This window comes from Leifsonia sp. AG29, assembly GCF_009765225.1.
Classification (GTDB): Bacteria; Actinomycetota; Actinomycetes; order Actinomycetales; family Microbacteriaceae; genus Leifsonia.
This window is the reverse complement of the sequence record NZ_VMSF01000001.1, coordinates 2,459,742-2,472,699: the sequence shown is the minus strand read 5'-3', so window position 1 is coordinate 2,472,699 and position 12,958 is coordinate 2,459,742. Positions and strand designations below refer to the sequence as shown.

10 protein-coding genes are annotated in these 12,958 nt (G+C 70.7%); 7 read left to right on the top strand and 3 right to left on the bottom strand.

Annotation, left to right across the window (positions count from 1 at the left end):
* Positions 1-2 precede the first annotated feature (2 nt).
* Positions 3-554, bottom strand: coding sequence for a hypothetical protein (locus FPT20_RS11895; RefSeq protein ID WP_233265496.1), 552 nt, complete (start codon positions 552-554; stop codon positions 3-5).
* A gap of 62 nt (positions 555-616) precedes the next feature.
* Between FPT20_RS11895 and FPT20_RS11890 the strand changes: the two genes are divergently transcribed.
* Genes FPT20_RS11890 through FPT20_RS11880 form a run of 3 tightly spaced genes read left to right on the top strand, consistent with a single transcriptional unit; the run spans position 617 to position 5,360 of the window.
* On the top strand, positions 617-1,681 hold the full coding sequence (locus tag FPT20_RS11890) for a glycerophosphodiester phosphodiesterase family protein (RefSeq protein ID WP_158865538.1): 1,065 nt from the start codon (positions 617-619) through the stop codon (positions 1,679-1,681).
* A gap of 53 nt (positions 1,682-1,734) precedes the next feature.
* Positions 1,735-4,266 carry an ATP-dependent helicase gene (locus tag FPT20_RS11885; RefSeq protein WP_158865536.1) on the top strand — a complete coding sequence of 844 codons (2,532 nt, stop codon included), beginning with the start codon at positions 1,735-1,737 and terminating at the stop codon, positions 4,264-4,266.
* Between the two features lie 20 nt (positions 4,267-4,286).
* Positions 4,287-5,360: an FUSC family protein gene (locus tag FPT20_RS11880; RefSeq protein ID WP_158865534.1), complete on the top strand. Its 1,074-nt coding sequence runs from the start codon at positions 4,287-4,289 to the stop codon at positions 5,358-5,360.
* On the opposite strand, the gene FPT20_RS11875 is transcribed toward FPT20_RS11880, so the two are convergent.
* Together FPT20_RS11875 and FPT20_RS11870 are read right to left on the bottom strand one after the other, a co-directional pair.
* Positions 5,340-6,164, bottom strand: a complete 825-nt coding sequence (locus FPT20_RS11875; RefSeq protein ID WP_233265495.1) for an oxygenase MpaB family protein — start codon at positions 6,162-6,164, stop codon at positions 5,340-5,342. The two genes, FPT20_RS11880 and FPT20_RS11875, sit on opposite strands and share 21 nt — an antisense overlap.
* A gap of 81 nt (positions 6,165-6,245) precedes the next feature.
* A complete protein-coding gene (locus tag FPT20_RS11870) occupies positions 6,246-7,754 on the bottom strand; it encodes a hypothetical protein (protein WP_158865530.1) in 1,509 nt (502 codons plus the stop codon).
* 228 nt (positions 7,755-7,982) lie between these two features.
* On the opposite strand from FPT20_RS11870, the gene sucC reads away from it, so the two are divergent.
* The 4 genes from sucC to FPT20_RS11850 all read left to right on the top strand — a co-directional run bounded on the left by sucC (position 7,983) and on the right by FPT20_RS11850 (position 12,944).
* Entirely contained in the window at positions 7,983-9,146 is a 1,164-nt protein-coding gene (gene sucC, locus FPT20_RS11865; protein WP_158865528.1) for an ADP-forming succinate--CoA ligase subunit beta, read from the top strand.
* A 17-nt stretch (positions 9,147-9,163) separates the two neighbouring features.
* Positions 9,164-10,051, top strand: a complete 888-nt coding sequence (gene sucD / locus FPT20_RS11860; RefSeq protein ID WP_158865526.1) for a succinate--CoA ligase subunit alpha — start codon at positions 9,164-9,166, stop codon at positions 10,049-10,051.
* A gap of 135 nt (positions 10,052-10,186) precedes the next feature.
* Complete coding sequence (locus FPT20_RS11855; RefSeq protein ID WP_158865524.1) at positions 10,187-11,590, top strand: hypothetical protein; 1,404 nt, start codon at positions 10,187-10,189, stop codon at positions 11,588-11,590.
* A 55-nt stretch (positions 11,591-11,645) separates the two neighbouring features.
* On the top strand, positions 11,646-12,944 hold the full coding sequence (locus tag FPT20_RS11850; RefSeq protein WP_158865522.1) for a cell division protein PerM: 1,299 nt from the start codon (positions 11,646-11,648) through the stop codon (positions 12,942-12,944).
* Positions 12,945-12,958: the final 14 nt, after the last annotated feature.

The following is a 12,958-nucleotide window of genomic DNA, read 5'->3' as shown; positions in this document are numbered from 1 at the left end:
GATCACTGTGGATCTCTTTGATCCAATCTAGATGGTTCTTTTCTGAGGGTTCTGACAGATTGCCATGAATCCCACCTGATCGCGATCAACCGGGCCAGCCAAGCGGCCGCCACGATGGTCAGCGTGCTCACCAGGATCGTGATCCAGCCCTGCTCGTACGTCGTCACGGTCCCCGCCAGAACGAGGCTCGAGACGACCGGGAGCACCAGCACGGCGAACGACGGGAGCGGCCGGAGACGGACGAGCAGCCACGCCGCGAGGGTGATGCAGTAGCACCACGAGAACTCCGAGCCGCCGAGCATGAGCCAGGTGAATCCGAGCACGGGCAGGGGCACCGCGACGCGGCGGCCGACCGTGGAGGGGAGGACGGCCCAGCCCGCGGGCTGCAGGACCGAGCCGATGAGGAGCAACGGGAGACTGTAGGCGGTCGTGCCGAGCACGCACGCGGTGCCGACGACGAGCATGGCGAGGCCGGTGAGCAGGCGCGCCCGGTAAGACCCCCAGTGCAGCGGCAGCAGGGAGGCGGGCTCGCGCCAGGCGGCGGGTGCGGACACGCTGTCGATTCTGGCACCCGGGGAGCCGCGGGCGCGGTGCAGCACGCGGATAGGATCGGCGCATGCGCGCTCGCCCTCGTCCGCTGGTCATCGGCCACCGGGGCGCGCCCGGGTACCGCCCGGAGCACACGGCCGCCTCCTACGAGCTCGCCTTCGCCCTGGAGGCCGATGCCGTCGAGCCCGACATCGTGGCGACGAAGGACGGCGTGCTCGTCCTGCGCCACGAGAACGAGATCTCCGGGACCACGGACGTCGCGACCCGGCCCGAGTTCGCCGGCCGGCGCACCACGAAGGAGGTCGACGGCGTCGCGCTGACCGGATGGTTCACGGAGGACTTCACCTGGGCCGAGCTCTCGACCCTGCGCGCCCGCGAGCGGCTCCCGAAGCTCCGGCAGGCGAGCTCGACGTTCGACGACCGCTATCCGCTGCTGCGCCTCCGCGACCTGTTCGAACTAGTCGATCGCGCCTCCGAGGACCACGGCCGGGAGCTCGGCATGGTCGCGGAGCTCAAGCACGCCACCTATCACGAGTCGGTCGGGCTCCCGCTCGACGAGCTGTTCACCGCGGAGCTCGCCGAGGCGGGCTGGACCGACCGGCGCGGCCTCGTCGCCGAGAGCTTCGAGCTCACCGTGCTCCGGCAGCTGAGCGACCGCGACTTCCGCGGGAAGCGCGTCTACCTCATCGAGCAGGAGGGAGCGCCGGCGGATCGCGTTGCGCGGGACGGCTCCTCCGCGGCCACCTACGCGTCCGATCTCAGCCTCCGCGGGCTCTACGCGCTCGGTCCGGCGGCTCGCACCGCCCGCGAACACGTCGACGGCATCAGCGTCGACACCCACCTGATCCTCGCGTCGGGCTCCGTCTCGGTCGCGCTGTTCGACGAGGGCGGCGGCGACGTCGGCGCGGTCACCTCCGACCTGGTAGACCTGGCGCACTCCGCCGGCCTGTCCGTGTACTGCTGGACCCTCCGCCCGGAGAACGGCATGCTCCCCCCGGAGTTCCGGGGACCGGGCGGAGAGCCGGAGTGGGGCCAGTGGAGGCGGTACTTCGCCATCCTGCTGCACTCCGGCGTCGACGGCGTCTTCGCCGACCATCCCGACCTCGCGACGGCAGTGCGCGACGGCCGCTGACGGCCTCCGTCCCGGGCGAATGACAGTGGTCGGCCGGTAGAATCGGGACAGACATGACGAGCCTCCCCGATGCCCCCACCGGCGCTGCCACGGCGCCCTCCTCCGTTCCGATCATCCTCGACGGGTGGCAGGGCGACGAGCCCGCAGCCGGGCGATCGGGGGGCGGTCCGGGCGGTTCCTCCTCCGGGCGCGGCGGGTACCGCGGGCCGAGCGAGCGCCTGTTCGCCGGACTCAACCCGCAGCAGCGCGAGGCCGCCGAGTACCGCGGGCAGGCCCTCCTCATCGTCGCGGGGGCGGGCTCCGGCAAGACGAGCGTGCTCACGCGACGTATCGCCGGGCTGATCGAGAGCCGGGAGGCGTGGCCGAGCGAGATCCTGGCGATCACGTTCACCAACAAGGCCGCCAACGAGATGCGCGAGCGCGTCGAGCAGCTGCTCGGAGGCAAGGCGCAGGGCATGTGGATCTCCACCTTCCACTCGGCGTGCGTCCGCATCCTGCGGCGCGAGGCCGAGACGATCGGCAAGACGGCGAGCTTCACCATCTACGACTCGGGCGACACGCGGGCCCTCCTCAAGCGGATCATCAAGGAGCTCGACGCCGACACGCTCGGTTTCACGGTGGGAGGCGCGGCGGGCCGGATCTCGAAGCTCAAGAATGAGCTTACCGACATCGAGGCCTACGCCCGCTCGGCGAACCTCAGCGACCCGCAAGAGGTGATGTTCCTCGAGATCTTCCGGCAGTACACCCGCGAGCTGCGGCGGGCCAACGCCTTCGACTTCGACGACCTCATCGCCGAGACGGTCTATCTCTTCCGGGCCTTCCCGCGGGTCGCCGCCCTGTACCAGACGCGGTTCCGGCACATCCTGGTCGACGAGTACCAGGACACCAACCATGCGCAGTACGCCCTCATCCGTGAGCTCACGATGCCGGTCGCGCCCGCGGTCGCCGACGAGCTGGAGTCGCGGGGGCGGAACATCGGGGGGCTCCGCGACGCTGCGGGCCTGGTGCCGAGCGCCTCCCTCACCGTCGTCGGCGACTCGGACCAGTCGATCTACGCCTTCCGCGGCGCCGACATCCGCAACATCGTCGAGTTCGAGCGCGACTTCCCCGGGGCGAAGGTGGTGCTGCTCGAGCAGAACTACCGCTCCACGCAGAACATCCTGAGCGCGGCAAACGCCGTCATCGCGAACAACTTCGATCGCAAGGACAAGAAGCTCTGGACCGCCGTGGGCGACGGGGAGAAGATCGTCGGCTACACGGGCTACTCCGGGCACGACGAGGCCCAGTTCGTGGCCGACGAGATCGAGAAGCTCCACTCGGCCGGCATGGACTACAAGGACATCGCGGTCTTCTACCGGACGAACGCTCAGACGCGTGCGCTGGAGGAGATCTTCATCCGGTCCGCCCTGCCGTACAAGGTCATGGGCGGCACCAAGTTCTACGAACGGGCCGAGATCAAAGACGCCATGGCGTATCTCATCTCGGTGGCCAACCCCGACGATCTCCTGGCTCTCCGGCGGATCCTCAACACGCCGAAGCGGGGCATCGGCCCCGCCACCGAGACGCAGCTCGCCAGCTACGCCGAAGACAACGGCATGACCTTCCGTGACGCGATGCGCGACGCCGGTTCGCTCGGTCTCGGGCCGAAGGTGACCGCGGCGATCCTCCAGCTCTCCGGCCTCCTCGACGAGGCCGCCGCCAAGGCCGATCCCGCGAATCCGGCGGGGGCGTCCTCGGTGGCCGACGTGCTGACCTTCCTTCTCGACGGCAGCGGGCTGCTAGACGTGCTGCGCAACAGCCGCGACCCGCAGGACGAGGCCCGTGCCGAGAACGTCGACGAGCTCGTGGCCGTGACCCGGGAGTTCGCGCGCAACAATCCCGACGGCACGCTCGTCGACTTCCTGACCGAGGTGTCGCTCGTCGCGGCAGCGGACGAGATCGACGACTCGAGCGGTGCGGTGTCGCTCATGACCCTGCACACGGCGAAGGGGCTCGAGTACGACGCCGTCTTCCTCACGGGCATCGAGGAGGACCTCCTCCCGCACCGCATGTCGGCGAACGAACCCGGTGGCCCGGCGGAGGAGCGGCGCCTCTTCTACGTCGGCATCACCCGGGCGAAGAAGCGGCTGTTCCTCTCGCTGGCCATGACCAGGGCCCAGTTCGGCGAGACGGCGGTGGCCATGCCCAGCCGGTACCTTCAGGAGATCCCGGCCGATCTCATCGACTGGCGCCAGTCGCCGGGCGCGGCCAACGGCCGCGGCGGGAGCCAGTCCCGGGCGCTCAACGCGCGACGCCCGGGCCTCGGTGCGGGCGACTCCGGACGCTGGAACGACAGCTTCCGCGCCGGCGGGTTCTCGAAACCGGAACGGCCGAAGGCCGAGTGGCCCAACCGGGTCACGGGTCAGGTGCGCGACAACGGAGATCTGGAGCTCGCGGCCGGAGACCGGATCCGTCACGCCGATTTCGGAGACGGCCGAGTGACCACCGTCACCGGCGAGGGCGCCAAGCGCGTCGCGCACGTCCAGTTCGAGAAGGTGGGCGCGAAGAAGCTCCTCATCAAGATCGCCCCGATCGAAAAGCTGTGAGGCGCGACGCGCTCGCTTCGATGAGCGTCGAAGTGGGACTCCGTGCGGCCGTCGCCGTCGCGGTGCCCCTCCTGTTGCTTCATGCGGCCGGTCGGCTCGATCTGGCGGCTTACGCGACGTTCGGTGCGTTCACCGCGCTGTACGGCCGGAACGAGCCGTATCGCCTGCGCATCCGGAGCGTCACGGTCGCCGGCGTCGCCATGCTCGTCAGCATCGCCGTCGGCGTCGGTGTGGCGCTGGCCGGCGAGCCGCTCGCCCTGCTCGCGCTGCTCCTCGTGGTGGTCGTCGCGGCCGGGACCATCCTCGCGACCGCCTTCCAGCTGCTGCCCTCCCAACCCTTGTTCTTCGTCTTCGCCCTGCTGGTGTGCGCCGCCGTGCCGACGCCTCCCCGCGAGGCCCTGCCGAGGATCGCGCTGGCGGCCGCGGTCGCTGCGTTCTCGTGGCTGCTCACCCTGTCGGGGTGGGCGATCCGGCGGACGGTCGGTGGGCGCGCGTCCGGGACCGCCTCCCGCCCGGACGGAGGCTCGCGCACGGAGGGACTCCTCGGCTCGTCCGGCCTGCTGAAGGAGCTGAGGCGCCGACCCGGCGTCGATCTGGGTGCGGCGAAGGACTGGCGTGTCTGGCTGACCGTGGCGCAGAACGTGGTCGGCGTCCTCCTCGCCGGTGCGATCGCGCTGTTCTTCGGTCTGGGTCACGCTTACTGGGCGGTCGTGAGCGTCGTCGCCGTGATCCCGCCCGCCCGCGCCGCGCACTCGGTGTCTCGTTCGGTGCACCGCATCATCGGGACAGTCGCGGGCGTGGTGGTCGCCGCGGCGGTGCTGGCGTGGTCGCCGCCCGCGCTCCTGGTGATCGCTGTGATCGTCGTCTGCCAGTTCTTCGCCGAGATGCTCGTCGGGCGGTCCTACGGGTGGGCGCTGGTGTTCATCACGCCGATGGCCCTCGCCGTGTCGCATCTGGCGAGCCCCGCACCGCTGGGCGTTCTGCTGCTCGACCGCGTGCTCGAGACCGTCCTGGGGGCGGGGATCGGCATCGCGCTCGTCCTGCTGGCCCGACTCGTGGAGCGCTCTCGAGCGTCAAACCGTCGTTCGGCTTAGGGCCTTCTCGCGCAGGGCTCTCCGCATCCGACGCAGGTAGAGCTCCCGGGGAGCGGTTCGAGCGGCTTTCGGAAGCCGCCGGTACACGAGAACCGCCCAATGCATCCAGCGTTCGAACCGCCGACGGCGGTCGTCGTCCCAGGGGATTCCGTACTGCTCGCGCACACTGTCGGGCAATAGACCGGCCGTGACGAGCCGTACCTGAGGGAACACCGCCCGCAGCCACACCGGCAGCCTCGTCGGCCGGAGGAGCTCCGCGGCGATGGCGCGCGCCTCCTCGGTCACGGTCAAGCGGCCGATCATCGAGTGCCAGTACTCGTCGAACGCGGCCCGGGAGGCCGGCCACTGCGACGAGCGCACTTGAAGGTTCAGGCCGAGCCGGGTGAAGTCCCGGTAGACGGCGTCGGCCGTCGCGGGCTCCAGGGCACCGAAGAACCTCTCGTGGAGCTCGATCATGGTCTGGTACAGCGTCGCAGCGACCCAGAGCTGCAGCTCGGGGTCGAAGGCCGAGTAGGCGGGACTGGGCCCATCCGCCGGACCGCGCACCGGCCCGTGAGCCCGGTCGACCGCCCGCTTGACCTCGGCGAACTCCTCCGGCGTCGCGAACACCGAGGCGTAGACGAAGGTGATCGTGCCGTGCAGACGATCGAGCATCCTCCCCGCGAAGTCGCTGTGCTCGGCCACGCCGCGCCCCACGGAGGGGTGCGCGATCTGGAGGAGGAGCGCCCGACCGCCTCCGAGCAGCGACAGCGACTCGCCCGCGATCTCGGCGAGGGCCGTCGGATGTCCGGGTACTGAGGTCACTCCTCCATGGTGCCCACGGATCGCGCGGACGGCCATGCGCCCACGGGATCATTCTCACGGTGCTCCTCGGCATGGTCCTGCTCACCGTGCCCGGATTGGGCGCGCTCGGCGGCGGCCCCCCGGGCCCGTGAAGCGGGCGGCGACCGTCAGCAGTCCACCCGCGGCGACAGTGAGCATCGCGGCAGTGGCCAGTACCGCCGTGGCGGGCCCGCTCAGGTTCCCGGTCGCGGCCAGCTCGGTCGGTACGGCAGGTGCGGCAGGTGCGGCAGGTGCCAGCACCGGATTCTTCTGCACGATGGTCGTCTCGGACTCGAGCCCGAACGCCGACTGCCAGGGGCGCAGGCGCTCACCGCCCTCGCCGGGCGCAAGCCGCTCGGGATCGATCCGCTCCGTCCAGACGTAGTAGCCCTCGGCGGCGACGACGCACTCCGGTGTGACGTACTCACCAGGGCCTTCGATGACCGTTTCCACGGTGCAGACGGCGGGGCCGTCGCTCGGCGGTGCGTCGGCGAGGGCGATGGGCTCGGTGTAGGGCCCGTGCAGGGTGCTCTCGACGATCGCGCGGACGGGGGCGAATCCGTCGTCGGTGCGCCGTACGCCCCAGGTCGGGAGCAGGTCCTCCTCGTTCCTCACGGAGACGGTCAGGCGATCGTGGAGTGCTGTACCCGGCTCGGCGAGGGCATGGCTCGCCACGGTCTGCACCGTCGGTTGGAACGGTCGTGGGGAGGGGCCGACCGCGCTCGCGGACCCTTCGGCCGATGCGTCTGCCGGTTGCGCGACCAGAACGGACTGGGCCTCGGTCGCGTGCGGCACGGCGACGAGCATCCGGTCGCCGTACGGTAGCGAGGTCAGGGTCGCCTCGGCCGTCACGGAGACGCTCGCACCGGTGTCTGTCGGGACCACGTCGATGTCCGTTCCGCTCGGTACGTCCGCCTCGGTCCGCCCATCGGCGGTCGTCGCTCCGCTGAGCACGACGTGGGCGGTGTGCGCGCCAGGAGACAGCACTTCGGGGCCGCCGAGGCGGTCGACCGTGACCTCGACGCGCAGTCGCCCGTGTCCGCTCTCGGCGAGTTCGACGACGACGGAGGCATTCACCGAACGCGACGCCGCGCGGTCGGCTTCGGCGAGCATCTCGTGAGCTCGGGCGAGGACCGCGGGGGCGTCGGCACCCGCACGCGCCGCCATGCTCTCCGGGGTGCTGCCGCCGAGGCCGGCGACCATCCACGTCGCCACCTGGCCGGCGGCCGCCGTGAGCCGGTCACCGGTGGCCGCCCACGTGCGCGAGATGTAGGCGAGGCGCGCCGTCTGCTCGGGGTCGAAGCGCCCCAGCGCCGAGGCGTCGACGTAGTCGTAGGCGTACCCCGTCGGGCTCTTCTTGCCGGCATCGAGGCAGAAGCCCTGCACGCCGTCGTCGAGCCGGTAGCTGCCCAGCCACCAGCCTGACTCGGAGCGGTAGCCAGGACCGTGCCCGTCGCCCGCCAGAGCGCGAGCGGGTGGAGCAAGACTGAGCGCGGAGTGCACGGCGCCGATCAGCACGGCGAGGCCGCCGAGGATGACGGCGAGCAGGAGGTTCGAGATCCGGTGAGTCATGTCTCCACCCTCGCGAGCGCGGGAGGCCGGCGAGGGGGGAGCCGACGATCTGTGGAGAGCACCCGCCGAGGGCCCGGTGTGAGGGCAGGAGGGTTACGGTCCGGTCAGGCGGAGGCGCTAAAGTTCTCACTGGCGAATTTATCTCGGCGTCGAGCTATTCTGCCGAGCCGCCATGAGACACCAGCCGGAAGCCACGAGCGCACCGGGCCAGCAGCGGATTGGATAACCGTGGATCTATACGAGTACCAGGCCAGAGACCTGTTTGAGAAGTACGGGGTCCCGGTGCTGCCGGGCATCGTCGCGGACACGCCCGAGGAGGTGCGCGCCGCGGCCGAGAAGCTCGGCGGCGTCACCGTCGTCAAGGCGCAGGTCAAGACCGGAGGCCGCGGCAAGGCCGGCGGCGTCAAGGTCGCGAAGACCGCCGACGACGCCGAGGAGGCCGCCAAGGCCATCCTGGGCCTCGACATCAAGGGCCACGTCGTCCGCCGCGTGATGGTGGCCGGCGGAGCGCGCATCGCGCGCGAGTTCTACTTCTCGGTGCTCCTCGACCGCGCCAACCGGTCGTACCTGTCGCTCACGAGCGTCGAGGGCGGCATGGAGATCGAGCAGCTCGCCGTCGAGAAGCCCGAGGCGCTCGCCCGCGTCGAGGTCGACCCGATCCAGGGGATCGACTCGGCGAAGGCGACCGAGATCGCCCGCACTGCGGGCTTCCCCGACGAGCTCGTCGAGAAGGTCGCCGACGTCTTCGTGAAGCTCTACGAGGTCTACAAGGGCGAGGACGCGACCCTGGTCGAGGTCAACCCGCTGGTTCTCACAGAGGAGGGCGACATCATCGCCCTCGACGGCAAGGTCACCCTCGACGACAACGCCGGCTTCCGCCACCTCTACCACGGGGCGCTGGAGGACAAGGCCGACGCCGATCCGCTGGAGGCGAAGGCCAAGGCCTCCGACCTCAACTACGTCAAGCTCGACGGCCAGGTCGGCATCATCGGCAACGGCGCGGGCCTCGTCATGTCGACCCTCGACGTGGTCGCTTACGCCGGCGAGAACCACAAGGGCGTCAAGCCCGCGAACTTCCTCGACATCGGAGGCGGCGCCTCCGCCGAGGTCATGGCCGCCGGTCTCGATGTCATCCTGAACGACCCGCAGGTCAAGAGCGTGTTCGTGAACGTGTTCGGCGGCATCACCGCGTGCGACGCGGTCGCGAACGGCATCGTCAAGGCGCTCGAGATCCTCGGCGACGAGGCCAACAAGCCGCTCGTCGTGCGTCTCGACGGCAACAACGTCGAGGAGGGGCGCCGCATCCTCACCGAGGCGAACCACCCGCTGGTCACCCTCGCGCTCACCATGGACGAGGGCGCCGACAAGGCCGCCGAGCTGGCAGCGAAGTAAGCGAAGGACGAACAACCATGTCTATCTTCCTCAACAAGGACTCCAAGGTCATCGTCCAGGGCATCACCGGCGGCGAGGGCACCAAGCACACCGCGCTGATGCTGAAGGCGGGCACGCAGGTCGTCGGCGGCGTGAACGCCCGCAAGGCCGGCACCACCGTCACCCACGGCGACGTCGAGCTCCCCGTGTTCGGCTCCGTCGTCGAGGCGATCGAGAAGACCGGCGCCGACGTGTCGATCATCTTCGTGCCGCCCGCGTTCGCGAAGGACGCGATGGTGGAGGCGATCGACGCCGAGATCCCGCTCCTCGTCGTCATCACGGAGGGCATCCCCGTCCAGGACTCGGCCGAGGCGTGGGCCTACGCCAAGGAGAAGGGCAACAAGACCCGGATCATCGGTCCGAACTGCCCGGGCATCATCACCCCCGGCGAGTCCCTCGTCGGCATCACGCCGGCGACGATCACCGGCAAGGGCCCGATCGGCCTCGTCTCCAAGTCCGGCACGCTGACGTACCAGATGATGTACGAGCTGCGCGACCTGGGCTTCTCGACCGCCATCGGCATCGGTGGCGACCCGATCATCGGCACCACGCACATCGACGCGCTCGCCGCGTTCGAGGCCGACCCCGAGACCAAGGCGATCGTCATGATCGGCGAGATCGGCGGCGACGCGGAGGAGCGCGCGGCCGACTTCATCAAGGCCAACGTGACGAAGCCGGTCGTCGGCTACGTCGCGGGCTTCACGGCTCCCGAGGGGAAGACCATGGGGCACGCGGGCGCGATCGTGTCCGGCTCCGCGGGGACCGCCCAGGCGAAGAAGGAGGCGCTCGAGGCCGCCGGCGTCAAGGTCGGCAAGACGCCGTCCGAGACCGCGGCGCTCCTGCGCGAGGTGTACGCGGCGCTCTGACCGATCGCCCCGACCGGAAGGCCGGATCCCGCACAGGGGTCCGGCCTTCCCGCGTCTTCCACGCCTCCGGATACCGGGATGCCCGAGCGGGGGTCCGCGGCGTTACAGTGGCCGCACTCGGCGGAAGGGGCGGTCATGGCGAGGATGACGGACGACGAGGTGCGCGAGCGGCTCGCGGCGCTGGAAGCGGAGAACGCGGCATTGCGGGGCGAGCTGGAACGAGCCTCCACGGGGGCCGCTCTCGACGCCGGTGCAGCGAGTGCACCGCCGGCCGCTCCAGCCGCCCCCCACAAGCGCAGCTGGGCGTGGACACTGCTCTCTGTCGTCCTCATCGTCATCGGTTCCGTGCTCGCGCCGGTCGCGGTGGTCGCGTCGTGGGCGAAGGTCCAGCTCACCGACACGGACACATTCGTGGCGACGTACGCGCCGCTCGCCGACGACCCCGCCGTGCAGAGTTACGTGACCGATCAGGTCGTGACGGTCGTCCAGCAGAAGGTCGACATCCCGAAGCTGACCTCGCAGGTCATCGACGGCATCACCGGTCTCGGGACCGGGCCCGTCGCCACCAAGGCGCTGAACGCGCTCAAAGAGCCGATGGCCCAGGGGATCGTCTCGCTCCTCCACGACACGGTCGCCAACTTCGTGCGGTCGGACACCTTCAAACAGGTCTGGCAGGAGGCGCTGCGGGCCACGCACAAGCAGTTCGTGGCCACCATGCAGAACAACCCGCAATCGGCGGTGACGATCGGAGCGAACGGCTCGATCGGCATCCAGCTCGGCCCGATCATCGAGCGGGTCAAGCAGGCTCTCATCGACCGGGGGCTGACCTTCGCGAGCCAGATCCCCGCCGTGAATCCGACGGTGACCGTCGCGCAGAAGTCGTCGGTCCCCACGCTGCAGCTCCTCTACGGTGTCGCGCTCGCGGCCGGGTCGTGGCTCCCCTGGATCGCGATCGGGTTCCTCGCGCTCGGGGTGGTGGTCGCGCGGCGTCGCGCCCTCGCCCTCGTCTGGGCCTCGATCGGCTTGGCCCTCGCGATGCTCGTCGTGCTGGCGCTCGTCGGCACGGGCCGTCTTCTCTTCCAGGCGTCGGTCACCCCGTCGCTCATGCCCTCGGCGGTCGCTCAGACGCTGTATGGCACGGTGAGCGACGCCATGCGCGATACGGCGATCGCCGTGCTCGTGCTCGCCATCGCCGTCGCGCTGGTCGGCTGGTACGCCGGTCCGTTCGCGTTCGCGAGACGGCTGCGCGGTTTCTTCGGCTCGGGGGTGGCCTGGGTGAGGAACTCCGCCGAGAGTCACGGGATCACCACGGGCAGGACGGGGGAGTGGCTGTACGCGCAGCGTGCGCTCCTCCGAGCGGCGGTGGCGGTCATCGCCTCGGCCGTGATCCTGTTCGTCCGGCCGCTCACGCCGGCACTCATCATCTGGACGCTGGTGATCGCGGCGCTCGTCATCGCCGTGCTCGAGCTCGTGCAACGGCCCGCGGTCGCCGTGCCGCAGAAGCTCGACGAGGACACCCCTGCGATGACCGTCTCCTGAGGGCCGAAGTGTCGGCCGCCGGGCGACCCCGCCTCCCGGTAGGCTCCGTTCGGTCATGAGTCCCAGAACCGTCGCCCTCCTCGCAGCGCTCGAGGCGCTGATCGTCGCCGCGATCGGACTCGGCATCTGCCTCGTCCCGCTGACGATCCTGTGGGCGGCGCAGTACCATCTGGCCGGCGATTTCACCGTCGTCTGGCGGTCCGCCGCCGACATCTGGCTGGTCGGTCACGGCGTGAACCTCACCGTGGGCCTCGACCCGCAGACGGTCGCCGAACTGGGACTCCCGGCCGCCGCCGTGCCGTTCCAGGTCACGATCGCCCTCCTCGGGTTCGCCGTGCTGACCGCCGGGCTCGGAGCGCGCACCGGCATCCGGGCGGCGGAGACCGGCTTCCGGGTGACCGGCGCGGTCAGCGCGGTCGTCGTCTTCGCCCTCCTCTCGCTCGTCGTCACCCTGAGCGCCGGAAGCGCCGTGGTCCAACCGTCGTTGTGGCAAGGGGTGGTGCTGCCGCCGTTCGTCTACGCGCTGGGGATCGGGGTCGGGCTGATCGGCGCGACGCTGCGCGCGGCCGCCCCGCTGGAGCGGAACGGGGGGCCGGCCGGATCGTCGATCCCATCGCGGGAGGAGACAGGGCGTCCGGTCACGGGGGGCACCCTCCTGGCCCCCGTCCGGCTCCGCGCGGAGGGGCTCGCGCGCCTCCGCTCCATACCCGGGCCCGTTCGCGTCGGGGTCGCGGCGGCTCTCCGAGCCGGAACCGCTGCGACCGCGATCGTCGTGGGAGCGTCCGCGCTCGTGCTCGCCCTCTTGATCTTCGGCAATTACGGCTCCATCATCAGCCTGTACGAGCAGCTGCAGACCGGCGTCGTCGGCGGCATCGCGCTGACCGTGGCGCAGCTGGCCTTCCTGCCGAACCTCGTGGTGTGGATCGCCTCGTGGCTCGTCGGGCCCGGTTTCGCGATCGGCACGGGCTCCTCGGTCAGCCCGATCGGAACGGCGCTCGGCCCCGTGCCCGGCGTCCCGCTGCTTGCCGTCGTGCCCGCGCACGGCTACTCGTTCGGTCTCGCCGGGCTGGTGGTGCCCCTCCTGGCGGGGTTCGCGGCCGCGACGCTGCTGCGGTTCCGCCGCGGCCCCCTGGATGCCCTCGGCCTGCCGACACTCCTGCTCACGGCCCTCGGCATCGGCGTCGTCGCGGGCGTCGAGCTCGGCCTCCTCGCGTGGTGGTCGTCCGGCGCGCTCGGCCCGGGCAGGCTGCACGACGTCGGCCCGAATCCGTGGCTCGTGGCCGGGCTCGCGGCCGTCGAGGTGGGCGTCGCGGCCGTCATCGGGCTCGTGGTGGGCGAGCGCGTGCGCCGCTGACCGGCGCGGCGGCC